This is a genomic window from Streptomyces sp. JLYT201, from assembly GCF_059448825.1.
This window is the reverse complement of the sequence record NZ_CM182551.1, coordinates 7,982,038-8,006,917: the sequence shown is the minus strand read 5'-3', so window position 1 is coordinate 8,006,917 and position 24,880 is coordinate 7,982,038. Positions and strand designations below refer to the sequence as shown.

Genomic DNA, 24,880 nt, shown 5'->3' with positions numbered 1-24,880 from the left:
CTCCGCGCACCGGCACGCGCCGGCGTCCGGACGCCGGACACCACCGGGCCCCTGGTCGTGCCTGCGAGCGGGTCAGTTCCCGTCCGGGTCCGCGCGGTCGAGCGCGGGCCGGGGGGACGGCCCCTTCTCCAGGAGGTGGTCGGCCGCCGCCGTGTCCGTGACCAGGCTGGTCACGAGCCCGGAGCGGAGCACCGCGTCGATGGCCGCGGCCTTGCGCTGGCCCCCGGCGATCGCGACGACCTCCGGGATGCGGCGCAGCCGGTCCGCCTCGACGGTGATGCAGCGCTCACCCAGATCGCGCCCGACCCTGCGGCCCTCGGCGTCGAAGAGGTGCGCGGACATCTCGGCGGCGACGCCGAGCGAGGCGTAGTGCGCCCGCTCCTCGTCCGTGAGCATGTCGTGCACCGTGGAGATGCCCGGCTCCCAGGAGCCGATGGACACCGCGGCGACGGTCACCTTGTCGAAGTACTCGAAGGCGCGGGCGATGCCCGTCTGGTGCCGCAGCGCGGCGGCCGTCGCCGCGTCCGGGAGGAGCATGGGCGCGTAGATGGGGTGGGCGTCGCCGCCGGAGACCTGCGCGGCGCGGCGCACGGCCTCGACGGAGCCGCGCTCCGCGGTGCCCGCGTCGTACACGCCCGTGAGCTGTACGACGGTGCAGGGCGGCAGCGCCTCGAGCGCCGCCGCCATGTTGATGGTCGAGCGGCCCCACGCGAGGCCGAGCACGTCGCCCTCGGCCACGAGCTCGCCGAGCAGTCCCGCCGCGACCTCGCCGAGGTTCTCCGGGTCGGGCGACTCGTCGACGTCGTCCGTGGAGGACGGCGACTCGACGACGACGGCGTGCCGCAGGCCGTAGCGGGCGCGGAGCGCGTCCGAGCGCTCGGCGTCCAGCTCCGCGGGCACGCGGATCTCGATCCGTACAAGGTCCCGTTCGAGAGCGGTCTCCAGGACCCGGGCCACCTTGAAGCGGCTGACGCCGAACTCCTCGGCGATCTGGATCTTGGACTTGCCCTCGAGATAGAAGCGGCGGGCCATGGCCGCCGCCTGCACCAGCTCCGCGGGTCCCATCCGCATGGCTGACCGACCCGCCGACATGGCCGACACGGCGCTCTCCTCACTGCTCACTGCTGTTCACGACATTCGTACACCTGGATTCGCTGTTCATCCTCGCAGATCCGGCGTACTTGATCAGCCTCGATGGGCCGCGTTCACGTTCCCGTGGCCAAGCCGTCGGCCGCGCGGGGGTCAGTGAGCGCACGCCCACCCGGCGGTCGCCGTGGCGGCCCCCGCCTGCGCGCGCAGGGAGCGGACCGCCTCGGCCGGGTCCTCGGCGCCGTACACGGCGGACCCGGCGACGAAGACGTCGGCGCCCGCCTCGGCGCACCGCTCGATGGTGGCGGCCGAGACCCCGCCGTCGACCTGGAGCCACAGGTCGAGGCCGTGCTTGCCGATGAGCTCACGGGTGCGGCGGATCTTGGGGAGCATGATGTCGAGGAAGGCCTGGCCCCCGAAGCCGGGCTCGACCGTCATGATCAACAGCATGTCGAGCTCGGGGAGCAGGTCCTCGTACGGCTCGATGGGCGTCGCGGGCTTCAGCGCCATGGAGGCGCGGGCACCCTTGGCGCGGATCTCGCGGGCGAGCCGGACGGGCGCGGCGGCGGCCTCCGCGTGGAAGGTGACGGACCCGGCACCCGCTTCGACGTACTGCGGGGCCCAGCGATCCGGGTCCTCCACCATCAGATGGCAGTCCAGCGGGGTGTCCGTCGCCCGCGCCAGGGACTCTACGACCGGCACCCCGAGGGTGAGGTTCGGCACGAAGTGGTTGTCCATGACGTCGACATGGAGCCAGTCCGCGCCCTCGACGGCCTTCGCCTCCTCGGCGAGGCGGGCGAAGTCGGCGGACAGGATGCTGGGGTTGATCTGCGGGGCCATGCCCCAAGCCTGCCATGCCCGGCGGTCGTTGCCCGCTCCGGTCCCGCCAAGGTGTGCCGGGCGTCCCCCTACTCCCTCCCGCGCCCGCACGCCCCGTGCCATGCTGGCCGTCCACCGGCAGTGCGTGGGGCAGCAGGGGGCACCTATGCCAGGAACGCCGAAGGCACGGCCCGACCAACGGCGGCAGGCCCGCCGGGGGGCGGCATGGCTGGTCTGTGGACGGCGCGCCAAGTGGCTGGTGCTCGTGCTCTGGCTGGCCGCCCTCGTCCTCGCGGCGCCGTTCGCCCAGAAGCTCACCGACGAGCAGGACAACACCACCTCGTCCTGGGTGCCGCGGTCCGCCGAGTCCACCCAAGTCCTGGACGTGTCGGATGAGTTCAGGCCCGAGACGATGCCGATGGTCGTCGTGTTCGCGCGCGAGGACGCCCCCCTGACGGCCGCGGACCGCGACCGCATCGACCAGGGCGTCGGCAGGGTCAAACAGCTGCGCTCGCACTGGATCCGCGGCGAGGAGACCCGCGGCCCGACGTTCGACAAGAAGGGCGGCGACGCCCACGCGGCCCAGGTGTACGTGCCGCTCACGGTGAACAACGACACCTACAACGACCTGCCGGACGCCGTCGACGACGTGCGCGACGCGGTGGGCGACAGCGCCGACGGCCTGGACGTCTACGTCACGGGGCCCGCCGGGATCGGCGCGGACTTCTCGAAGGCGTTCGCCGACATCGACTCCACGCTGCTGCTCGCCGCGGGCGGCGTCGTCGTGGTGGCGCTGCTGATCACCTACCGCAGCCCCGTCCTCCTGCTGGTGCCCCTCCTCTCCGCACTCGTCTCCCTCTTCACCGCCCAGGCACTGATCTACCTCCTCGCCGAGCACGCGGGCCTGACCGTCAACGGTCAGAGCGCGGGCATCCTCACCGTGCTCGTCTTCGGCGCGGGGACGGACTACGCCCTGCTCCTGGTCGCCCGCTACCGCGAGGAGCTGCGCCGCCACGAGGACCGGCACGAAGCGATGGCCCTCGCCCTGCACCGGGCCGGGCCCGCCGTCATCGCCTCCAGCGCGACCGTCGTCGTGAGCATGCTGGTGCTGCTCGCGGCCGAGATGAACTCCACGCGCGGCCTCGGGCCCGTCGCCGCGATCGGCGTGGGGGTCGCGCTGCTCGTGATGCTGTCGCTGTTCCCCGCCCTCCTTGTGATCTGCGGCCGCTGGCTGTTCTGGCCGAAGATCCCGCGCCACGGCTCCGCCGACCCCGCCGAGCACGGCGTGTGGGCCCGCATGGGCCGCCGCATCGCGCGCCGCCCCCGGCTGACGTGGGTCGCCACCTCCGTGGCGCTCGCGGCGCTCTCCCTGGGCCTGCTCCAGCTGCGTGCGGCGGGCGTCAGCAACGAGGACGCCTTCCTCGACAAGCCGAACTCCGTCACCGGCCAGGAGGTCTCGGCGAAGTACTTCCCCGCGGGCAGCGGCGACCCGCTGGTCGTGGTCGCCGACCGGGCCAAGGCCGAGGACGTCAGCCGCGTCGTCAGCGGGACCCGCGGCGTGGACCCGGCGACGGTGGCCGTGCCGCCGGGCACCAAACCCGAGCACGACGGCAAGGTCCTCTACGAGGCGGTCCTCACGGACCCCTCCGACAGCGAGGCGGCCAAGGACACCGTCGAGCGGGTCCGCGACGCCGTCCACGACGTACCCGACGCGGATGCGAAGATCGGCGGCGGCACGGCGACGCTGCTCGACATGGACAAGGCCACGATCCACGACGACAAACTGGTCATCCCGCTCGTGCTCGTGGTGGTCCTGCTGATCCTCGCCCTGCTGCTCCGGGCGATCGTGGCGCCGCTGCTGCTCATCACCACCGTGGTCCTGTCCTTCTCCGCGGCCCTCGGCATCAGCGCGCTGGTCTTCCGCCACGTCTTCGACTTCCCCGGCGAGTCGACGGACTTCCCGCTGTTCGTCTTCGTCTTCCTCGTGGCCCTGGGCATCGACTACAACATCTTCCTGACCACCCGCGTCCGCGAGGACGCGGCCGCCCACGGCACCCGCCGCGGCGTCGTGACCGGCCTGGCCGCCACCGGGGCGGTCATCACCTCGGCGGGCCTGGTCCTCGCGGGCACCTTCGCCGTCCTCGGCACGATCCCGATGGTCGCCTTCGTCGAAGTGGGCTTCTCCGTGGCCCTGGGCGTCCTCCTGGACACCTTCATCGTCCGCTCGATCCTGGTCACGAGCGTGTTCCTGGACGTGGGCCCGAAGATCTGGTGGCCGCACGCGCTGGCGAAGGAACAGGCGCCGGAGCAAGCGAGCCCGACGGAGGACGCGAGCCCGTCCGGCGTGTGAGGACGGGCCCGCGGCGCGAGGCACCAGGGGCTCCCGGGGTCACCGCGTGCGCCGACCAGGGGGCTCCAGGGCGGTGCCCCGGGCTCACCCCGTGCGGCGGACGACCGCCAAGTACATCGCGTCCGTCCCGTGCACATGGGGCCACAGCTGCACGTCGGGCCCCTCGCCCAGCGCAGGCACCCCCGGGAACAGCGGGCGCGCGTCGACCAGCTCGGCGCCGTCCGTCTGCTTGAGCACGTCGTCCACGACGGCCCGGGTCTCCGCGAGGTGCGGCGAACAGGTGGCGTACCCCACGACACCGCCCACGCGCACGGACTCCAGCGCCCTGCGCAGCAGCGACCGCTGGAGCGGCGCGAACCCCTCCAGGTCCTCGGGGCGACGCCGCCACCGCGCCTCGGGCCGCCGCCGCAGCGCGCCGAGCCCCGTGCAGGGCACGTCCATGAGGATCCGGTCGAAGGTGCCGGGCCGCCACGGCGGACGCGTGCCGTCGGCGGCGATGACCTGGTACGGGCCGGGGTTGCCCGCGAGGGCCTGACCCACGAGCCCGGCCCGGTGCGGCTGCTTCTCGGAGGCCAGCAGGACCGCCCCGCGCTCGGCGGCCAGCCCCGCGAGCAGCGCGGCCTTGCCGCCGGGGCCCGCGCACCCGTCGAGCCACTTCGTGTCGGGCCCCTCGATCGGCACGTCCGCGAGCGCGCGGGCGACGAGCTGACTGCCCTCGTCCTGCACCCCGGCGCGCCCCTCGCGCACCGCCTCGATCCGCCCGGGCTCGCCGCCCTCGGCGAGCCGCACGGCGTACGGCGACCAGCGGCCCGGCAGCGCGGCCTCGCTGTCGAGCGCGTCCAGGAGCTCCGTGGCCGTGGACCGTCCCGGCCGGGCCACGAGGGTCACCTCGGGCCGTTCGTTGTCGGCCTCGAGCAGGTCCTCGATGCCCGCCCGGCCGCCGCCGAGCGAGTCCCACAGCGCGGAGACGACCCATCGCGGATGCGAATGCACCACGGCCAGATGGTCCTCGGGGTCGTCGTCGTACGGCGGGGCGACCTTCTCCAGCCACCCGTCGAGGTCGTCGCCCGCGACCTTGCGCAGCACCGCGTTGACGAACTTGGCCCGCCCGTCGCCGAGGACCACGCGCGCCAGCTCCACGGACGCGGACACGGCGGCGTGCGTGGGGATGCGGGTGCCGAGCAGCTGGTGCACGCCCAGGTTCAGTACGTCGAGGACGGGCGGGTCGACCTCGCGCAGCGGCCGGTCGATGCAGGCCGCGACGATCGCGTCGTACGTGCCCTGGCGGCGCAGCGTGCCGTAGACGAGCTCCGTGGCGAGCGCCGCGTCCCGCGCGTCGAAGTCGCCCTTCTCGCGGGCCTTGCGCAGCAGCGGCGGAAGGACCAGGTTCGCGTACGCGTCGCGCTCGTCCACGGCCCGCAGCGCCTCGAAGGCGAGGATGCGCACGGGGTCCCGCTCCGGGCGCCGGTAGGGCTTGTGGGGCCTGCCGGGCTTCCCGGACTTCCCGGGCTTGCCCTGGGTGCGGGGACGGCGGCTCGGCTGGTCGTTCAAAGGTGCTCCGCTGCATGAGGATCAGACGTCCGCCAAGGCCGGGGGCCCGCTGCGGGCCGAGGGACGGACCAGTTCAGCGTACGTCGCCCGCACCCAAGGTCTCACCCGGGGCGATGCGCACCCCGCGCGCCCAGTCGGCGGCGGCCATCGGCTTCTTGCCCTGCGCCTGCACCCACAGCAGCTCCACGGCGTGCGAGCCCGTGCCGACGTACAGGTTCTTCTTGCCGACGGAGAGCTCGCCGGGCGCGAGGTCGGTGCGGTCCACCGCCGGCACGGCCTGGATCAGCTTGAGGCGCTCGCCGCGGAAGACGGTCCAGGCGCCCGGCGCGGGGGTGCAGCCGCGCACCACGCGGTCCACGCGCAGCGCGGGGGCCGCCCAGTCGACGCGCGCGTCCTCGACCGTGATCTTCGGCGCGAGGGTGACGCCGTCGGCGGGCTGCGGGACGGCGGTCAGGCTGCCGTCCTCGATGCCGTCCATGGTCGCGGCGAGCAGCCCCGAACCCGCGAACGCGAGGCGGGTCAGCAGGTCGCCGCTGGTGTCGGTGGGCCGGATCTCCTCGGTGACCGTGCCGTACACAGGGCCGGAGTCCAGGCCCTCCTCGATCAGGAAGGTCGAAGCGCCGGTGATCTCGTCACCGGCCATGAGGGCGTGCTGCACGGGGGCCGCGCCGCGCCAGGCGGGCAGCAGCGAGAAGTGCAGGTTGACCCAGCCGTGGGCGGGGATGTCCAGGGCCGCCTTGGGCAGCAGGGCGCCGTAGGCGACCACCGGGCAGCAGTCCGGGGCGATCTCCCGGAGCCGGGCGAGGAACTCCTCGTCACGCGGCTTCGCGGGCTTGAGCACCTCGATCCCGGCCTCCGCCGCGCGCTCGGCGACCGGGCTCGCGACCAGCCTGCGGCCCCGGCCCGCCGGGGCGTCGGGGCGGGTGACGACGGCGGCCACCTCGTGCCGGCCGGAGGCGATCAGGGCGTCCAGGGCGGGGACGGCGACCTCGGGGGTGCCTGCGAAGACCAGCTTCACTGGGTGCTACCTCGGATTTCTGGGGGTCGGCTCGCTGGGGGTCGGCGGCGCCTCTCGGCGGCGGCGCGCCGTGCGACGGCAGCAGCGCACCGGTCCGGCGACGGCAGCGCACCAGTCTATGGGCCGCCGCGGTTCCGCCCACGGGGGACGGCGCACAAGCCCTTTTAAACAACTTTCAGATGACTTGGGGACTTTGCCCCGGAGCGGCGTTCCGGCGTGCCCCGGCCCGTCCCGGCAGGGCGCCCGGAACGACCGCGGAGGCGCCCCGGGGGCGTACGCACCCCCGCGCGCCCTGCGCATATGCGGATACGCCCTGGGACCGTGACCCCTCACGACGTAGCGCGTTGGTCAAGAAAAAGTTGACCGGAACGGGCCGCACACGCGGCCCTCTCCGCATTGCCCGTCGTTCCCCGTCATTTCCTTCACCACCACCCCCGAGGCGTCCCGGCACCCGCACGGCGGCCGGGCCACCCGTCGCTTCCGCCCCGCCCCGTCCCCACCCACCCCGTTCCCGACCTCCCAGTCCGACCACTCCACACCACCCGATCCCTCAACGCCGGTTCGAGAGGCTTGTTCATGGCCGACCACGCAACCCACGACGCCCAGGCACGGGCCAGCCTGCACCTCCTGGTACGGGACATCGAGCGGGTCCGCCGGCAGGTGGACGCGCTGCGCACCCTCACCGCGCAGCTCGGCAACGTCTACCGCCCGCGTCGCTCCAGCCCCTCCGCGGGCTTCGTCGTGTACGGGCGCGCACCCGCTCCGACCGTCCGCCTCGCCCAGGAACTGCGGGACAGCGTCGAGACCCTGGTGACCGCCGCGGTCGACTTCGACCGCTCGCTGGGCTTCTCGTGGGACGCGGTGGGCTCCGCGCTCGGCGTCACCAAGCAGGCGGTCCACCGCCGCTACGGCGCCCGCAGGACCACGGCACAGACCACACCGGCCGCCGCCGAGCCGGACCGCGCCACCGAGCCCTCCACCACGACCCGCACGGTCCCCGTGGGCACCCCGCTCCCCTCCGTCCCCGCGGCCCGCGCCATGCCCACCCAGCCCACGGCGGGCAGCCCCGGCCTCCGTGACGACGTCCGCCCTGGCGCCTTCCCCGGCCCGCGCAACGGCTGACGTCCACGATGCCCCTGGCCCGACGTCGGGGCAGGGGCATCGCTGTGTCCTGTGACAGGACGGGCACGGGACGCCCGTACGCCCTGCGAGGCGCGGCGAAGGCCCTCCTGTGAGCCCAGGCCGGAGGCCGCCCCGGAGGCCGTCGGCGGGCGCCCCGGAGCCCTGGGCTCACCCGATGTCCGCCGGATCGATCCGCACCCGGACCGCCTGCTGCGCCGCCACCCCCCGCGCCATCCGCGCGGCCAGCGCCGTCTTGAGGGCACGGGCCAGCGCCGCGCCGCTGCCCGGGGGCACCCGCACCAGGGCGCGCTCCCACCGCTCGCCCACCGGCGCGTCGCCGGGGCGGCGCGGGCGGCCGGGCTCGGCGGTGGGCACCGGCACCGGCCCGAGGACCTCGGCGTCCGGCGGCAGCTCCGCCTGGGCCAGGAACTCGGTCAGCGCCTCGGGGGCGGCCGTCACCGACGCCATCCGCGACACCGGCGGAAACCCCAGCTCCGCCCGCTCGGCCAGCTCCCGCACCGCGTGCCCGACCGGATCCCACCGCACCAGCGCCTGCACCGGCCGCAGCGTCGGCTCGGCAACGATCACCACCGTGCCGCCCGCGCCCTGGTCGCGCACCAGCGCGGCCGCGCCGATCCACCGCCGCAGCGCGTCCTCGCCCGCGCGCAGGTCCGGCCGCCCGAGCATGGCCCAGCCGTCGAGGAGCAGCGCCGCGGCATAGCCCCCCTCGGCCACGGGCTCCGCGCCCGGCGTGCTCACGACCAGGGCGGGCGCCCCGCCCACCGTGTCGAGCACCTGCTCGCGCCCGGAGGTCCGCACCGGCACCGCGGGAAAGGCCCGCCCCAGCTCCTCGGCGGTCCGCCGCGCGCCCACGACCTGCGCCCGCAGCCGGAAGCCGCCGCACTCGGGGCAGTGCCAGGCGGCCTCGTCCCGCCCGCACCAGCCGCAGACCAGGGCCCCGGCGCCCCGCGCCTCCAGCGGGCCCGCGCAGTGCCGGCACCGCGCGGGCTCCCGGCACCGCTCGCACGCCAGCCGCGGTACGTACCCCCGCCGGGGCACCTGCACCAGGACGGGGCCGTGCTTCAGCCCGTCGCGGGCGATCTGCCAGGCCAGGCTCGGCAGCCGGGCAGCCCGGGCGGCCTCGTCGCGCGCGAGGTCGCCGTCCCCCACGGTGCGCACCAGCGGCGCCGCGCCCCGCACCTGCTCCCGGTCGGCCACCACGGGCACCGCCCAGCCGCTCTCGACGAGCTGCGCGGCCTCGACCGTGCAGCCCCAGCTCCCGAGCAGGAAGGCGCACCTGTCCCGCGAGGCCCGCAGCTCCAGGACCTCCCGCACGTGCGGGAAGGGCGCGTTGTCGTCCCCATGACTGGCGTCCCCGTCGTCCCAGACGACGACGAGGCCGAGATCGCGCACCGGTGCGAACATGGCGGCCCGCGTCCCCACGACGGCCCGCACGGAGCCGCGCCGGACGGCCAGCCACTCCCGGTACCGCCGCTCCGGCCCCGCGTCGGCGGTCAGCAGCGCGTGCTGCCCCTCGCCGAGCAGCGCCCGCAGCGCGGCGTCCACCCGGGCCGCGGGCCGCCCGGCGGGCACGACGACGAGCGCGCCGCGCCCCGAGGCCAGCGTCGCCTGCACGGCCCGGGCGATCTCCTCGGCCCACAGCGGCCCCGGCAGCGCGGTCCACACGGCCCGGGGCGCCCCGCCCGCCGCGAGCGCGGCGACGAACTCGGGCCCCCGCGCATACCGCCGCCACGACCCGGGCTCCGGCGCGGGCGGCGGCTCGGGGGCGGGCGGCGACGGCCGCCCCTCGGCCCGGCCGTGCCGGGGCGGAATCGCCAGCTGCAACACGTCCGCGAGGCTCCCCGCATAGCGGTCGGCCACGGCCCGGGCGAGCCCGAGCAGCTCCGCGTCAAGGACGGGCTCGGGCGACACGACCTGGGCGATGGCCGCCAGCGGCCCGCTGTAGTCCGACTCGGCGACGCGCTCGACCAGGAAGCCGTCGATCAGGCCGCCGCCCTCGCGGCGCCCCGCGCGCACGTTCCGCGAGCCGGCGCCGAAGCGGACGCGCACCCGCACCCCGGGCTGCGCCTGCTCGTCGAGCTCGGCGGGCACCGCGTAGTCGAAGTACCGGTCGAGGTGCAGCACGCCCTTGTCCACGACGACCCGCGCCACCGGACGCTCCTCGGCGAGCGCGGCCCCCCGCCACGTTCGCGGCTTGGCCTTCGGCGCCTTCGCCTTCCGCACACTCTCCCGAATGAGCGCAAGCTGCTCCGGCCCCTCACCCACCGCCCCGCCACCTGCCCCGTTCTCGCTGCTCACAGCCAAATTCCTACCAGACGCCACTGACAGCGCCACGGCCCGGCGGGCCCGCGCGGGCACACGACAACGGCCCCGGACCACAGGGGTCCGGGGCCGTGCGCACTGGGCTCGATCAGAGACCGGCGGCCTTCCGCAGCGCGTCCACGCGGTCCGTCTTCTCCCAGGTGAACTCCGGCAGCGAGCGGCCGAAGTGGCCGTACGCGGCGGTCTGGGAGTAGATCGGGCGGAGCAGGTCGAGGTCGCGGATGATCGCGGCCGGGCGGAGGTCGAAGACCTCGCTGATGGCCTGCTCGATCTTGTCCGTGTCGATCGTGTTGGTGCCGAAGGTCTCGACGAACAGGCCGACCGGCTCGGCCTTGCCGATGGCGTAGGCGACCTGGACCTCGCAGCGCGAGGCGAGGCCCGCGGCCACCACGTTCTTGGCGACCCAGCGCATCGCGTACGCCGCCGAGCGGTCCACCTTGGACGGGTCCTTGCCGGAGAAGGCGCCGCCGCCGTGGCGGGACATGCCGCCGTAGGTGTCGATGATGATCTTGCGGCCGGTCAGGCCCGCGTCACCCATCGGGCCGCCGATCTCGAAGCGGCCGGTGGGGTTGACCAGGAGGCGGTAGCCCTCGGTCTCCAGCTTGATGCCGTCGTCGACCAGGGCCTTGAGCTCCGGCTCGACGACGAACTCGCGGATGTCGGGGGCGAGGAGCGACTCCAGGTCGATGTCCGACGCGTGCTGCGAGGACACGACGACCGTGTCGAGGCGGACGGCCTTGTCGCCGTCGTACTCGATGGTGACCTGGGTCTTTCCGTCGGGACGCAGGTAGGGGATGGTGCCGTTCTTGCGGACCTCGGAGAGGCGGCGCGAGAGGCGGTGCGCGAGGTGGATCGGGAGCGGCATCAGCTCCGGGGTCTCGTCGCAGGCGTAGCCGAACATCAGGCCCTGGTCACCGGCGCCCTGGCGGTCGAGCTCGTCCTCGTCGCCCTCGACGCGGCTCTCGTACGCCGTGTCGACGCCCTGCGCGATGTCCGGGGACTGCGCGCCGATGGACACCGAGACGCCGCAGGAAGCGCCGTCGAAGCCCTTCTTGGAGGAGTCGTATCCGATCTCGAGGATCTTCTCGCGCACCAGCTGCGCGATCGGCGCGTACGCCTTGGTCGTGACCTCACCGGCGACGTGCACGAGGCCGGTGGTGATGAGCGTTTCGACGGCGACCCGGGACGTCGGGTCCTCACGCAGAAGCGCGTCGAGAATGGTGTCGCTGATCTGGTCAGCGATCTTGTCGGGGTGACCCTCGGTCACGGACTCCGAGGTGAAGAGACGGCGGGACACATCGCTCCCTGTGGTTGCAGCGGCTGCTGGCTGATCATTGATGGACGGGCCGAGAGCTGCGCTCGACGACGTCCGAGACCAGTTTATCGGTCACACACGGCCGCATGGCCACCTCTCTCGTCAGAAGAGAGGCCTGTGACCTGCGGCACTGCATTGTGCGATACGACGATCGGTCTCCACCAGAGGGCTCAAGGCCCGCATTTGGCGGGTTTAGGGTGGGTTTAAAGGGCCCAGTGGGGCGAATGGTGCGCCGGAGGCTCGATCCGGCCATCGGCCGGGTCGCGATCCGGACCGATGGGTTCAGTGGCGTTACGACCGGTCAAGGCGCGGAACGACCAGGTCCCACACCGTGTCGGCGAGATCGTCCTTGGGCCCGTAGGGCACCGGCGTCTCGCTGCCGTCGGCACCAAGGACCACGGCCTCGTTCCGCTCAGAGCCGAACGTCTTGCGCTCACCGACTTCGTTCACTACGAGAAGGTCGCAGCCCTTGCGGGCGAGCTTGGCCCGGCCGTTGGCCAGCACGTCGTCCGTCTCGGCCGCGAAGCCCACGACGACCTGCCCGGGGCGCGGGCGGTCGCCCGAGAGCTCGGCGAGGATGTCCGGATTGCGGACGAGGGTGAGCGGCGCCGGGTCCTCGCCGTCCCGCTTCTTGATCTTTCCGGCGGCGTACGCGGCCGGGCGGAAGTCGGCGACGGCGGCGGCCATGACCACGGCGTCGGCGTCGGCGGCCGCCTTCAGGACGGCCTCGCGCAGCTGCACGGCGGTGCCCACGGGCACGAGGTCGACGCCCGCCGGGTCCGGCAGCGCGGTGTTCGCCGCGACGAGCGTGACGCGGGCGCCGCGCGCGGCCGCGCTGCGGGCGAGGGCGTAGCCCTGCTTGCCGGAGGAGCGGTTGCCGAGGAAGCGCACCGGGTCGAGGGGCTCGCGGGTGCCGCCCGCGCTGACGACGACGTGCCGGCCCGCGAGGTCCTGCGCGGCCGTGCCGCGCGCGAGGACGCGGCGTACGACGTCGAAGAGCTCGGCGGGCTCGGGGAAGCGCCCCTTGCCGGTGTCGACGCCGGTGAGGCGGCCGACGGCCGGTTCCACGACGAGGGCGCCGCGGCGGCGCAGCGTGGCGACGTTCTCCTGGGTGGCCGGGTGCTCCCACATCTCGGTGTGCATGGCCGGCGCGAAGACGACCGGGCAGCGGGCCGTGAGCAGCGTGTTCGTCAGGAGGTCGTCGGCGAGGCCGTGGGCGGCCTTGGCCAGCATGTCGGCCGTGGCGGGCGCCACGATCACCAGGTCGGCGTGTTGCCCGATGCGCACGTGCGGCACCTCGTGGACGTCGGACCAGACCTCCGTGGAGACGGGGTGGCCGGACAGCGCCGACCAGGTCGCGGCGCCGACGAAGTGCAGCGCGGACCCGGTGGGCACGACCCGTACGTCGTGGCCGGACTCGGTGAGCCTGCGCAGCAGCTCGCACGCCTTGTAGGCGGCGATTCCACCGCTGACCCCCAGAACGACCTTCGGCTTGTCCACCGTGCCTCCCCGCACTCGGTTGCGCGGCCGCTGCCGCGCGCGTACGACTCCATGACACACCACAGGCCCGGCAGGTGCGCTGCCGGGCCTGTGGTGAACGTATGACTGCTTACTGCGCCGGGCCCTCGATGGCCTCGGACGTCAGCAGGCCGGCGTTGATCTCGCGGAGCGCGATCGACAGCGGCTTCTCGTGCACGTGGGTGTCCACGAGCGGGCCGACGTACTCGAGGAGGCCCTCACCGAGCTGCGAGTAGTACGCGTTGATCTGGCGGGCGCGCTTGGCGGCGTAGATCACCAGGCTGTACTTCGAGTCGGTGGCCTCGAGCAGCTCATCAATCGGCGGGTTGATGATGCCCTCGGGCGCGGTGATGGAAGAGGACACTCTCTGCCTTCCGAAGGGGGTGAAGATCAAACAACTTTCATCAAGGCTAGCAGCTCGCGCGCTACATCCTCGACCGAGGTGTTGACCAGGGTGGTGTCGAACTCGGGCTCCGCGGCCAGCTCCACGCGCGCGGCCCGGAGCCTGCGCTCGATGACCTCGGCCGCCTCGGTGCCGCGGCCGGTGAGGCGGCGGACCAGCTCGTCCCAGCTCGGCGGGGCGAGGAAGACCAGCTGGGCGTCGGTCATCGACTCCCGCACCTGCCGGGCGCCCTGGAGGTCGATCTCCAGGAGGACGGGCTCGCCCGCCTCCAGGCGGTCCATGACGGCCCGGCGGGGCGTGCCGTAGCGGTTGCCCGCGAACTCCGCCCACTCCAGGAGCTCACCATTGGCGATCAGCTTGTCCATTTCCTCGTCGGAGACGAAGAAATAGTGCACACCATGGCGCTCGCCGGGGCGCGGCTTGCGGGTCGTCGCCGAGACCGAGAGCCAGACCTCGGGGTGTTCCTTGCGCATGTGGGCGACGACCGTGCTCTTGCCGACCCCGGAGGGGCCGGAGAGCACGGTCAGCCGCGGACGTTCACTCATGCAGCGATTATCCAGGTTCTCAGAGGTGCCTGAGACCAGGTTCCCCGGACGGCGCGGGGCCGTCAGGCGCCGCTGCCGCCGAACTCGCGCTCCAGGGACGCGATCTGGTTGGAGCCAAGACCGCGTACGCGGCGGCTCTCGGAGATGCCGAGGCGCTCCATGATCTGCTTGGCGCGGACCTTGCCCACGCCGGGCAGGGACTCCAGGAGGGCGGAGACCTTCATCTTGCCGATGACGTCATTCTCCTGGCCCTGCTTGATGACCTCATGCAGGGAGGCGCCGGAGTGCTTGAGTCGATTCTTGACCTCGGCCCGCTCCCGGCGAGCCGCGGCGGCCTTTTCGAGCGCGGCTGCGCGCTGTTCAGGGGTAAGGGGCGGAAGAGCCACGCCTACGTCACCTCGAAGATCGAACTGTCGGATACGGACCGGTGAGGAACCTAGTCGCCCCACACCAGGGGAGCAACGTGCAACGCGCTTGCCCGTTGGCTCTGGTCGGAGACTAGCGGCCATGGCCGCCTGAGTCAGCGAGAACAAGCGAAAAGTCCAGGTCAGCCTCGCCCGAGCCGGGCATATCGGGCAATTCACCCCTGTTTTGGCCGGGTGTCGTGTAAGCAACGCGTTAGTTCGGCAGGCTGATGCCGTCGATGCAGGACGTCCGCGGAACGTCCACGGGGCCGAATGCGGAACACACACGTGGCCGAGGACCGACCCCGGAGCGCGGTCGCCCGCCGGGTCCGGGCACCCATGCGTCCGCCCCGGGACCGGACGATCCGGCCCCGGGGCGGACACCTCGGGCACGTGGCGGGAACGGCTGGCCGCCGACCGCCGTGACGGGAAGGGCTAGTACTCCAGCAGCGTTTCGCTATTCCTGCTGGTCAGGGGCCTGATTTTGAGTGTAGTGGGGTGAGGCTCCGTCCGGTGTGGGTTCGGGGGGAGTCTCATCTGATGGGTGGGTTTGTGCGGGTCGGGTGCTTGGTGTGGGCAGGGTCCGAGCGTGATCGAGGATCTTGGAACTGGGTTGTGGGCAGCGGGACTTGAGGAGCTGTTCCTGCGGGTGGGCGCCAGGTTCTCGCGTATCGAGCCGCGGCGGAGGATGCGGGACTACGTGCGGGGCCTGCTGGGGCCGGTCGGCCGCAAGAACGGCTGGCAGCTGGCCGAGTTTGCTGGCCATGCCACTCCGGACGGACTGCAGCGGCTGCTCGCCGGGACCCGTTGGGACCCGGACGAACTCCGCGATGACCTGCAGGGATACGTTGCCGAGAAGCTCGGCGGAACAGACGGCGTCCTGATCATCGACGACACTGGATTCGTCAAGAAGGGCACCACCTCCGCCGGGGTCCAACGGCAGTACTCCGGCACCGCCGGCCGCACCGAGAACTGCCAGATCGGCGTGTTCGCCGCCTACGCCTCCGCCAAAGGACGAGCACTGGTGGACCGGGAACTGTATCTGCCCAAGTCCTGGACCAGCGATCCCGACCGCTGCCGCGCGGCCAAGATTCCCGAAGAGCGCGCGTTCGCGACGAAAGGCGAGCTCGCCCGGCACCTGGTGCTGCGGGCGCTCGCCTCCGACCTGCCTATCGGCTGGGTCACCGCCGATTCCGCCTACGGCCAGGAGTGGGGATTCCGCCGCTTCCTGGAAGAAGCGGGTCTCGGCTATGTGCTCGCTGTCCCGAAATCACAGCAGGTCAAGTCACTGGCCGGGATCTGGCGCATTGACCAGCTGATCGCGGAGGCACCGGCAGATGCCTGGCAGCAACTCTCCTGCGGTGACGGCGCCAAGGGCCCGCGCCTGTTCGACTGGGCATCCGCGAAGCTGCCGGTCATCGACTTCTTCGACGGCGACGAGCCCACTCACCGCCGCTGGGTGCTGGCCCGCCGCAGCATCAAGCGCCCCGACGAGATCGCCTACTACCTGGCCTACGCTCCAACGAGCAGCACGGCCGCCGACCTGGTCCGCATCGCGGGCTCCCGGTGGGCGATTGAGGAGTGTTTCCAAGCCGCGAAGAATGAGTGCGGCCTGGACGAGTACGAGGTTCGCCGCTATCCGGGCTGGTATCGGCACATCACCCTGGCCATGCTCGCCCATGCGTTCCTCGCCGCGATGGCCGCCGCAGCAATCGAAAAGGGGGACGAAGAAACGGTTCCGGCTTCCTCGCGCCCCTGTCCGTGGCGGAAGTCCGAAGACTCCTGGCAGCTTGCCATTCCCGGCCAACACCACAGCCACACAGTCGGGTTCGAGCACTGAGCTGGTCGCGGTGGCGTCGGCGCCACCAGGCCGTCGCCCGCCACTGCCACTACCGCCGCAGAGCCCAACTCCACCACGGACCCCCCGAACCCACGCCGGACGGAACCTCACCCCACTACACTCAAAATCAGGCCCCTGACCAGCAGGAATAGCGAAACGCTGCTGGAGTACTAGCCGCCGACCGCCCGGCGCACCTCGTCCGCGAAGCGCGCGGCGGCCTCCCGCAGCGCCCCGGCGTCGGGGCCCGCCTTCAGCACGCCGCGGCTCACGTTCGGCACGACGTTGCGCACGGCCGCGCCGAAGACGCGGGGCAGGTCCGCGGGCGTCGCCCCCTGCGCGCCGATGCCGGGGGCGAGCAGCGGCCCGTTGATGTCCAGGTCGAAGGACGACAGGTCGCCGAGGGTGGCACCGACCACCGCGCCGTAGGAGCCCATGGGCGCGGCACCCGCGTTCTCGCGCGCGAGGTGGCCCAGCATGGTCGCGCCGATGGTGCGGCCGTCGGCGCGCTCGGCGCGCTGCACCTCCGCGCCCTCGGGGTTGGACGTCAGGGCGAGCACGAAGAGCCCCGAGCCGCTCTCCCGGGCGAGGTCCGCGGCGGGCCGCAGGGACTCGTACCCGAGGTACGGCGAGACCGTCAGGGCGTCCGAGAACAGCGGCGCGTCCGGGTGCAGGAAGGCCTCCGCGTACGCGGCCATGGTGGAGCCGATGTCGCCGCGCTTGGCGTCCATGACGACCAGGCCGCCGGCGGCGCGCAGCTCCGCCACGGCCCGCTCCAGGACGGCGACGCCGCGCGAGCCGAAGCGCTCGAAGAAGGCTGCCTGCGGCTTGAAGACGGCGACCTGGTCGCCCAGGGCCTCCACGACGGTGCGCGTGAAGGTCTCCAGGCCCTTGATGTCGTCGCTGAGGCCCCACGCCGCCAGGAGGGAGGCGTGCGGGTCGATGCCCACGCAGAGCGGGCCGCGGGTGTCCATGGCCTGGCGCAGGCGCGCGCCGAAGGGTTCCTGGGGGCTCATGCGGCGGAGGCCTTTCGGGTGTCGGCGCCGATCGCTTCGGCGAGCGTGGCGTACGGGGAGGCGGCGAGCCGCGCGGCGAGGCCCTTGTGGATCCCGCGCGCCCAGAACGGGCCCTCGTAGATGAACGCGCTGTAGCCCTGCACCAGGGTCGCGCCCGCGAGGATGCGCTGCCAGGCGTCCTCGGCGTTCTCGATGCCGCCGACGCCCACCAGGGTGATCCGGTCGCCCACGCGCGCGTAGAGGCGGCGCAGGACCTCCAGGGAGCGCTCCTTGAGGGGCGCGCCGGACAGGCCGCCGGTCTCCTCGACGAGCTGCGGGTCGGAGACCAGGCCGAGGCCCTCGCGCGCGATGGTCGTGTTGGTGGCGATGATGCCGTCCAGGCCGAGCTCCACGGCCAGGTCGGCGACCGCGTCGACGTCTTCGTCGGCCAGGTCGGGGGCGATCTTGACGAGCAGCGGGACACGGCGGCCCTCGACGCTGCGGTCGGCGGCCTCGCGCACGGCGCTCAGCAGGGGCCGCAGCGACTCGGTGGCCTGGAGGTTGCGAAGGCCCGGCGTGTTCGGCGAGGACACGTTCACGACGAGGTAGTCGGCGTGGCGGGCCAGGCGCTCGGTGGACTTCACGTAGTCGGCGGCGGCCTCGGCCTCGGGCACGACCTTGGTCTTGCCGATGTTGACGCCGACGGTGGTCCGGAAGACCGGCGTCCGGGTCGCGAGGCGCTCGGCGACGGCCGCGGAGCCGTCGTTGTTGAAGCCCATGCGGTTGATCAGGGCGCGGTCCTCGACGAGGCGGAAGAGGCGCTTCTTGGGATTGCCGGGCTGCGGCTCGCCGGTGACCGTGCCGATCTCGACGTGGTCGAAGCCGAGCATGGCCATGCCGTCGATCGCGACGGCGTTCTTGTCGAACCCGGCGGCGAGCCCGAAGGGGCCGTGCATGCGCAGGCCGAGGGCCTCGGTGCGCAGCTCCTTGTAGCGGGGGGCCAGGGCGGCGGCCACGAAGGTCCGCAGGACGGGGACGCGGGCCGCGCGGCGGATCCAGGCGAAGGCGAGGTGGTGGGCGCGCTCGGGGTCCATGCGCCGGAAGACGAGCCGGAAGAAGAATGCGTACATGCTGGTGTCCTCATGAGGAGGGGGACACCGGATCCGGTGTCCCCCTCGTGGGCTGTCTAGTCGCGGGCCGCGATCAGGTGCTGTGCGTGTTCCTGGAGCGAGCGCACGCCCACTCCGCCGTGGTGGAGGGCGTCGATGCCCTGGACCGCGGCGGCGAGGCCCTGGACCGTCGTCAGGCACGGCACGGACCGGGCGACGGCCGCGGTGCGGATGTCGTAGCCGTCGAGGCGGCCGCCGGTGCCGTACGGGGTGTTGACGATGAGGTCGACCTGTCCGTCGTGGATCAGCTGGACGATGGTCTTCTCGCCGCCCGGGCCCTCGCCCTCGGACTGCTTGCGCACGACCGTGGCGTTGATGCCGTTGCGCTTGAGGACCTCGGCCGTGCCGGACGTGGCGAGCAGCTCGAAGCCGTGGGCGACGAGCTCGCGCGCCGGGAAGATCATCGAGCGCTTGTCGCGGTTGGCGACGGAGATGAACGCGCGGCCCTTGGTGGGCAGCGGCCCGTACGCGCCCGCCTGCGACTTGGCGTATGCCGTGCCGAAGACGGAGTCGATGCCCATGACCTCGCCGGTGGAGCGCATCTCCGGGCCGAGCACGGTGTCGACGCCGCGGCCCTGGATGTCGCGGAAGCGCGACCACGGCATCACGGCCTCCTTGACGGAGATCGGCGCGTCGAGCGGCAGCTCGCCGCCGTCCCCGGTGGCCGGCAGGAGGCCCTCGGCGCGCAGCTCGGCGACGGTCGCGCCGAGCGAGATGCGGGCGGCGGCCTTGGCGAGCGGCACCGCGGTGGCCTTCGAGGTGAAGGGCACGGTGCGCGAGGCGCGCGGGTTGGCCTCCAGGACGTAGAGGATGTCCCCGGCCATGGCGAACTGGATGTTGATCAGGCCGCGCACCCCGACGCCGCGCGCGATGGCCTCCGTGGAGGTGCGCAGGCGCTTGATGTCGTGGCCGCCCAGCGTGATGGGGGGAAGGGCGCACGCCGAGTCGCCGGAGTGGATGCCGGCCTCCTCGATGTGCTCCATGACGCCGCCCAGGTACAGCTCGTGGCCGTCGTAGAGCGCGTCCACGTCGATCTCGATGGCGTCGTCGAGGAAGCGGTCGACCAGGACCGGGCGGTCGGCGCCGATCTCGGTGGACTCGGCGATGTACGCCTGGAGGCGGGCCTCCTCGTACACGATCTCCATGCCGCGGCCGCCGAGCACGTACGAGGGCCGGACGAGCACGGGGTAGCCGATCTCATCGGCGATGGCCTTGGCCTCGGCGAAGGTCGTGGCGGTGCCGTGCTTGGGCGCGGGCAGGCCCGCCTCGGCGAGCACGCGGCCGAAGGCGCCGCGGTCCTCGGCGGCGTGGATGGCCTCCGGCGGGGTGCCGACGACGGGCACGCCGTTGTCCTTCAGGGCCTGCGAGAGGCCGAGCGGGGTCTGGCCGCCGAGCTGGACGACGACGCCCGCGATCGGGCCCGCGAGGGACTCGGCGTGGACGATCTCCAGGACGTCCTCCAGGGTGAGCGGCTCGAAGTAGAGCCGGTCGGAGGTGTCGTAGTCGGTGGAGACGGTCTCCGGGTTGCAGTTGACCATGACGGTCTCGTAGCCCGCGTCGCTCAGCGCGAAGGAGGCGTGCACGCAGGAGTAGTCGAACTCGATGCCCTGGCCGATGCGGTTCGGGCCGGAGCCCAGGATGATCACCGCGGGCTTCTCGCGGGGCGCGACCTCGGACTCCTCGTCGTAGGAGGAGTAGAAGTACGGCGTCTTCGCGGCGAACTCGGCGGCGCAGGTGTCGACCGTCTTGTAGACCGGCCGGACTCCGAGGGCGTGCCGGACCTCGCGCACCACGTCCTCGCGCAGGCCGCGGATCTCGGCGATCTGCGTGTCGGAGAAGCCGTGCCGCTTGGCCTCGGCGAGCAGCTCGGGGGTGAGGTCGTCGGCCTCGGTCAGCTCGTCCGCGATCTCCTTGATCAGGAAGAGCTGGTCGACGAACCACGGGTCGATCTTGGTGGCGTCGAAGACCTCCTGCGGGGTGGCCCCGGCGCGGATGGCCTGCATGACGGTGTTGATGCGGCCGTCGGTGGGGCGCACGGCGGCGCGCAGGAGCGTGTACTTGTCGCCGGGCTTGCCGGTGAAGGAGAACTGGCTGCCCTTCTTCTCCAGGGAGCGCAGCGCCTTCTGGAGGGCCTCGGTGAAGTTGCGGCCGATGGCCATGGCCTCGCCGACCGACTTCATCGTCGTGGTCAGCGTGGAGTCGGCCTGTGGGAACTTCTCGAAGGCGAATCGCGGCGCCTTGACGACCACGTAGTCGAGCGTCGGCTCGAAGGAGGCCGGGGTCTTCTCGGTGATGTCGTTGGGGATCTCATCGAGCGTATAGCCCACGGCCAGCTTCGCGGCGATCTTCGCGATCGGGAATCCGGTGGCCTTCGACGCCAGCGCGGAGGACCGCGAGACGCGCGGGTTCATCTCGATGACGATCACGCGGCCGTCGACCGGGTTGACCGCGAACTGGATGTTGCAGCCGCCGGTGTCGACGCCGACCTCACGGATGATCGCGATGCCCACGTCCCGCAGGATCTGGTACTCGCGGTCGGTGAGGGTCATCGAGGGCGCGACGGTGATCGAGTCACCGGTGTGCACGCCCATCGGGTCGAAGTTCTCGATGGAGCAGACGACCACGACGTTGTCGCTCTTGTCGCGCATCAGCTCCAGCTCGTACTCCTTCCAGCCGAGGATGGACTCCTCCAGGAGCACCTCGGTGGTCGGCGAGAGCGTGAGGCCCTGGCCCGCGATGCGGCGCAGCTCGTCCTCGTTGTGCGCGAAGCCGGAGCCGGCGCCGCCCATGGTGAAGGAGGGCCGCACGACGACCGGGTAGCCGCCGAGCTCGTCGACGCCCTTGAGGACGTCGTCCATGGAGTGGCAGATCACCGAGCGTGCGGACTCGCCGTGGCCGATCTTGGCGCGGACGGCCTCGACGACCTCCTTGAACAGGTCGCGGTCCTCGCCCTTGTTGATCGCCTCGACGTTGGCACCGATCAGCTCGACGCCGTACTTCTCCAGGACGCCCTGCTCGTGCATCGAGATGGCGGTGTTGAGCGCGGTCTGGCCGCCGAGGGTCGGCAGGAGCGCGTCGGGGCGCTCCTTGGCGATGATCTTCTCGACGAACTCCGGGGTGATCGGCTCGACGTACGTGGCGTCGGCGATCTCCGGGTCGGTCATGATCGTCGCCGGGTTCGAGTTGACGAGGATGACGCGCAGGCCCTCGGACTTGAGGACGCGGCACGCCTGGGTGCCGGAGTAGTCGAACTCCGCGGCCTGGCCGATGACGATCGGGCCGGAGCCGATGACCAGGACGGACTGGATATCGGTGCGCTTAGGCACGCTGGCCCTCCATCAGGGAAACGAAGCGGTCGAAGAGGTACGCGGCGTCGTGCGGTCCTGCCGCCGCCTCAGGGTGGTACTGGACGCTGAACGCGGGCTGGTCGAGGAGCTGGAGTCCCTCCACCACCTGGTCGTTGAGGCACACGTGGGAGACCTCGGCGCGTCCGAAGGGGGTGTCGGAGACCTTGTCCAGGGGCGCGTCGACGGCGAAGCCGTGGTTGTGCGCGGTGACCTCGACCTTGCCCGTGGTGCGGTCCTGCACGGGCTGGTTGATGCCGCGGTGGCCGTACTTCAGCTTGTACGTGCCGAAGCCGAGGGCGCGGCCGAGGATCTGGTTGCCGAAGCAGATGCCGAACAGCGGCGTCCTGCGCTTCAGGACCTCCTGCATCACGGCGACGGGGCCGTCGGCGGTCGCCGGGTCACCGGGGCCGTTGGAGAAGAACACGCCGTCGGGGTCGACCGCGTAGACGTCCTCGGCGGTCGCGGTGGCGGGCAGGACGTGCACCTCGATGCCGCGCTCGGCCATGCGGTGCGGGGTCATGCCCTTGATGCCGAGGTCGACGGCGGCGACGGTGAACTTCGCGGTGCCGAGGGGCAGGGCTTCGCCGTCGGGGCCGAGCGCGGGGACGACGTACGCCTCCTTGGTGGCGACCTCGGCGGAGAGGTTCGCGCCCTTCATCTGCGGCTGCGCCTGCACCTTGGCGAGCAGTTCGGCGTCGGCGGCGATCGCGTCGCCGGAGAAGACGCCGACGCGCATGGCGCCGCGCTCGCGCAGGTGGCGGGTCAGGGCGCGGGTGTCGACGCCGCTGATGCCGACCACGTCCTGGCGCCGCAGCTCCTCGTCGAGGGAGCGCCGGGAGCGCCAGTTGGAGGGCACCCGGGCGGGGTCGCGGACCACGTAGCCGGCGACCCAGATGCGCTGCGACTCGGGGTCCTCGTCGTTGACGCCGGTGTTGCCGACGTGCGGCGCGGTCATCACGACGACCTGGCGGTGGTACGAGGGGTCGGTGAGGGTCTCCTGGTAGCCGGTCATGCCGGTGGAGAACACGGCCTCGCCGAAGGTCTCCCCCACCGCGCCGTAGGCGCGGCCGCGGAAGACACGGCCGTCCTCAAGGACGAGTACGGCGGGAGTCTTCACGGCTCCCTTGGTGGAGGTCGTCATCGTGCGCCTTCCGTTTCCGTCGTGCTGTGGATCCCGGCGCCGGTGCCGTCGATCTCGGTGTTTTCGATCATGTTGTTGAGGGCCTCGACCCAGTCGGCCTGCTCCGCGGCGTGGTCCGAGCGGAAGCCGGAGTCGAGCAGCCTGTCGCCGTGCGCCCAGGTGACGATCAGCAGACCGCCCTCGGCGAGGACCTTGCCCGCGATGCCCTTGTCGAGCCGGGCCTCGCGCAGGGCCTCCTTCGGGATGAAGAAGTCCCGTGCCCCGGGGCGGACGACGTCCAGGCCCGCGTCGGTGAGCGTCAGCTCCACCCGGCTGCGGGTGCCCAGGCCGTGCGCCACGATGCGGTCCAGCCACTGGCCCGCGGTGGTGGAGCCGTGGTAGCGGCCGGTCAGCTCAAGTTTCGTCGCACCCGGCTCGGACGGCGCGCCAGGGAGCTCCGGCAGGTCGCTCTGGAGGGTGCCGCGCCACTTCCAGCCCTCGCGCATCAGCCAGTAGACGAGCGCGACGAAGAGCAGGATTCCGACGACCCAGCCGATGCGCGCGGCCCAGTCGGTGACCTGCGCGGACTTCTCGTCGGCGGCCAGCTGGGGCAGGGCGGAGGAGGTGAGGAGATGCGTTGCGGTCACTGAAGCTTCCCGTCGACGAGCGTGGCCCGACCCCGGAGCCAGGTGTGCGTGACGCGTCCCGGAAGCTCACGGCCCTCGTAGGGGGTATTGCGGCTCCGGGAGGCGAAGCCCGCGGGGTCCACCTCTCCACGGTATGCCGGATCGACGAGGGTGAGGTTCGCGGGCTCGCCGGGCGCGACGGGACGGCCCTGGCCGCGCGCCTGCCCGATCTCGGCGGGCTTGGCGGACATCCGGTCCGCGACCCCGGCCCAGGTGAGCAGGCCGGTGTCGACCATCGTGTGCTGGACCACCGAGAGGGCGGTCTCCAGGCCCACCATGCCCATGGCGGCCGCGGCCCACTCGCAGTCCTTGTCCTCGTGCGGGTGCGGGGCGTGGTCGGTGGCCACGATGTCGATGGTGCCGTCGGCCAGGGCCTCGCGCAGCGCCATGACGTCGGCTTCCGTGCGCAGCGGCGGGTTGACCTTGTAGACCGGGTTGTACGAGCGGACCAGCTCGTCGGTGAGGAGCAGGTGGTGCGGGGTGACCTCGGCGGTGACGTCGATGCCGCGGGACTTGGCCCAGCGGACGATCTCGACGGACCCGGCCGTGGACAGGTGGCAGATGTGCACCCGGGAGCCGACGTGCTCGGCGAGCAGCACGTCGCGGGCGATGATCGACTCCTCGGCGACGGCGGGCCAGCCGCCGAGCCCCAGCTCCGCCGAGACGACGCCCTCGTTCATCTGGGCGCCCTCGGTGAGCCGCGGCTCCTGGGCGTGCTGGGCGACGACGCCGCCGAACGCCTTCACGTACTCCAGGGCGCGCCGCATCATCACGGCGTCGTCGACGCACTTGCCGTCGTCGGAGAAGACCGTGACCCCGGCGGCCGAATCGTGCATGGCGCCCAGCTCGGCGAGCTTCTTGCCCTCCAGGCCGACGGTGACGGCGCCGATCGGCTGGACGTCGCAGTAGCCGGACTCCTTGCCGAGCCGCCAGACCTGCTCGACGACGCCCGCGGTGTCGGCGACCGGGAAGGTGTTGGCCATCGCGAACACGGTGGTGTAGCCGCCGCTGGCGGCCGCGCGGGTGCCGGTGAGGACGGTCTCGGAGTCCTCGCGGCCGGGCTCGCGCAGATGGGTGTGCAGGTCGACCAGGCCCGGCAGGAGGACCTTGCCGTCCGCCTCGACGACGGTGGCGCCCGCGGCGCTCAGACCGGCGCCCACGGCCTCGATGGTCTCGCCGTCGATCAGCACGTCCTGCGGCTCGCCGCCGAGCACCCGCGCACCACGGATAAGGATCTTGCTCATGATGT

At 72.5% G+C, this 24,880-nt stretch carries 19 protein-coding genes; 3 read left to right on the top strand and 16 right to left on the bottom strand.

Annotated features, from left to right (window positions below; genetic code table 11):
* Positions 1-72 precede the first annotated feature (72 nt).
* The gene (locus tag AC5WAM_RS34145) at positions 73-1,071 is read right to left on the bottom strand and encodes a sugar-binding transcriptional regulator (RefSeq protein ID WP_249401638.1); all 999 of its coding nucleotides are present in this window, start codon (positions 1,069-1,071) and stop codon (positions 73-75) included.
* 171 nt (positions 1,072-1,242) lie between these two features.
* Positions 1,243-1,929, bottom strand: a complete 687-nt coding sequence (rpe, locus tag AC5WAM_RS34140) for a ribulose-phosphate 3-epimerase (protein ID WP_366794106.1) — start codon at positions 1,927-1,929, stop codon at positions 1,243-1,245.
* Positions 1,930-2,074: 145 nt separating this feature from the next.
* Here rpe and AC5WAM_RS34135 point away from each other — a divergent pair, with 145 nt between their 5' ends.
* Entirely contained in the window at positions 2,075-4,258 is a 2,184-nt protein-coding gene (locus tag AC5WAM_RS34135) for an MMPL family transporter (RefSeq protein WP_495519868.1), read from the top strand.
* Between the two features lie 84 nt (positions 4,259-4,342).
* Here the strand turns inward: AC5WAM_RS34135 and AC5WAM_RS34130 are convergent, their stop codons facing one another.
* Together AC5WAM_RS34130 and fmt are read right to left on the bottom strand one after the other, a co-directional pair.
* Complete coding sequence (locus AC5WAM_RS34130) at positions 4,343-5,809, bottom strand: RsmB/NOP family class I SAM-dependent RNA methyltransferase (protein ID WP_495519867.1); 1,467 nt, start codon at positions 5,807-5,809, stop codon at positions 4,343-4,345.
* A gap of 73 nt (positions 5,810-5,882) precedes the next feature.
* Positions 5,883-6,827: a methionyl-tRNA formyltransferase gene (gene fmt / locus AC5WAM_RS34125; protein WP_366794103.1), complete on the bottom strand. Its 945-nt coding sequence runs from the start codon at positions 6,825-6,827 to the stop codon at positions 5,883-5,885.
* Between the two features lie 576 nt (positions 6,828-7,403).
* Between fmt and AC5WAM_RS34120 the strand changes: the two genes are divergently transcribed.
* On the top strand, positions 7,404-7,949 hold the full coding sequence (locus AC5WAM_RS34120; RefSeq protein WP_138958554.1) for a hypothetical protein: 546 nt from the start codon (positions 7,404-7,406) through the stop codon (positions 7,947-7,949).
* Positions 7,950-8,117: 168 nt separating this feature from the next.
* On the opposite strand, the gene AC5WAM_RS34115 is transcribed toward AC5WAM_RS34120, so the two are convergent.
* The 6 genes from AC5WAM_RS34115 to AC5WAM_RS34090 form a co-directional block, all read right to left on the bottom strand.
* Positions 8,118-10,268 carry a primosomal protein N' gene (locus AC5WAM_RS34115; RefSeq protein WP_495519866.1) on the bottom strand — a complete coding sequence of 717 codons (2,151 nt, stop codon included), beginning with the start codon at positions 10,266-10,268 and terminating at the stop codon, positions 8,118-8,120.
* A 112-nt stretch (positions 10,269-10,380) separates the two neighbouring features.
* Positions 10,381-11,589, bottom strand: coding sequence for a methionine adenosyltransferase (gene metK, locus AC5WAM_RS34110; protein ID WP_495519865.1), 1,209 nt, complete (start codon positions 11,587-11,589; stop codon positions 10,381-10,383).
* 309 nt (positions 11,590-11,898) lie between these two features.
* Complete coding sequence (gene coaBC, locus AC5WAM_RS34105; RefSeq protein WP_366794097.1) at positions 11,899-13,107, bottom strand: bifunctional phosphopantothenoylcysteine decarboxylase/phosphopantothenate--cysteine ligase CoaBC; 1,209 nt, start codon at positions 13,105-13,107, stop codon at positions 11,899-11,901.
* Between the two features lie 109 nt (positions 13,108-13,216).
* Complete coding sequence (rpoZ, locus tag AC5WAM_RS34100; RefSeq protein ID WP_005319902.1) at positions 13,217-13,489, bottom strand: DNA-directed RNA polymerase subunit omega; 273 nt, start codon at positions 13,487-13,489, stop codon at positions 13,217-13,219.
* 26 nt (positions 13,490-13,515) lie between these two features.
* Positions 13,516-14,073 (bottom strand): guanylate kinase, encoded by a 558-nt coding sequence (gene gmk, locus AC5WAM_RS34095; RefSeq protein WP_138958558.1) that lies wholly within the window; start codon positions 14,071-14,073, stop codon positions 13,516-13,518.
* Positions 14,074-14,135: 62 nt separating this feature from the next.
* Positions 14,136-14,459: an integration host factor gene (locus tag AC5WAM_RS34090; RefSeq protein WP_016638838.1), complete on the bottom strand. Its 324-nt coding sequence runs from the start codon at positions 14,457-14,459 to the stop codon at positions 14,136-14,138.
* A gap of 607 nt (positions 14,460-15,066) precedes the next feature.
* Between AC5WAM_RS34090 and AC5WAM_RS34085 the strand changes: the two genes are divergently transcribed.
* Positions 15,067-16,317, top strand: a complete 1,251-nt coding sequence (locus AC5WAM_RS34085; RefSeq protein WP_495519864.1) for an IS701 family transposase — start codon at positions 15,067-15,069, stop codon at positions 16,315-16,317.
* Between the two features lie 170 nt (positions 16,318-16,487).
* Here the strand turns inward: AC5WAM_RS34085 and pyrF are convergent, their stop codons facing one another.
* The 6 genes from pyrF to AC5WAM_RS34055 are packed head-to-tail and all read right to left on the bottom strand — an operon-like array spanning position 16,488 to position 24,875.
* Positions 16,488-17,330 carry an orotidine-5'-phosphate decarboxylase gene (gene pyrF / locus AC5WAM_RS34080; protein WP_366794096.1) on the bottom strand — a complete coding sequence of 281 codons (843 nt, stop codon included), beginning with the start codon at positions 17,328-17,330 and terminating at the stop codon, positions 16,488-16,490.
* Positions 17,327-18,439, bottom strand: a complete 1,113-nt coding sequence (locus AC5WAM_RS34075; protein WP_495519863.1) for a quinone-dependent dihydroorotate dehydrogenase — start codon at positions 18,437-18,439, stop codon at positions 17,327-17,329. Before AC5WAM_RS34075 ends, pyrF begins: the two co-directional genes overlap by 4 nt.
* 56 nt (positions 18,440-18,495) lie before the next feature.
* Positions 18,496-21,804 carry a carbamoyl-phosphate synthase large subunit gene (gene carB, locus AC5WAM_RS34070; protein WP_366794094.1) on the bottom strand — a complete coding sequence of 1,103 codons (3,309 nt, stop codon included), beginning with the start codon at positions 21,802-21,804 and terminating at the stop codon, positions 18,496-18,498.
* Positions 21,797-22,966: a glutamine-hydrolyzing carbamoyl-phosphate synthase small subunit gene (gene carA, locus AC5WAM_RS34065; RefSeq protein WP_495519862.1), complete on the bottom strand. Its 1,170-nt coding sequence runs from the start codon at positions 22,964-22,966 to the stop codon at positions 21,797-21,799. Before carA ends, carB begins: the two co-directional genes overlap by 8 nt.
* The gene (locus AC5WAM_RS34060; RefSeq protein ID WP_366794092.1) at positions 22,963-23,592 is read right to left on the bottom strand and encodes a PH-like domain-containing protein; all 630 of its coding nucleotides are present in this window, start codon (positions 23,590-23,592) and stop codon (positions 22,963-22,965) included. The genes carA and AC5WAM_RS34060 overlap by 4 nt, the downstream gene beginning before the upstream one ends.
* Positions 23,589-24,875: a dihydroorotase gene (locus AC5WAM_RS34055; protein ID WP_495519861.1), complete on the bottom strand. Its 1,287-nt coding sequence runs from the start codon at positions 24,873-24,875 to the stop codon at positions 23,589-23,591. The genes AC5WAM_RS34060 and AC5WAM_RS34055 overlap by 4 nt, the downstream gene beginning before the upstream one ends.
* Positions 24,876-24,880 lie beyond the last annotated feature (5 nt).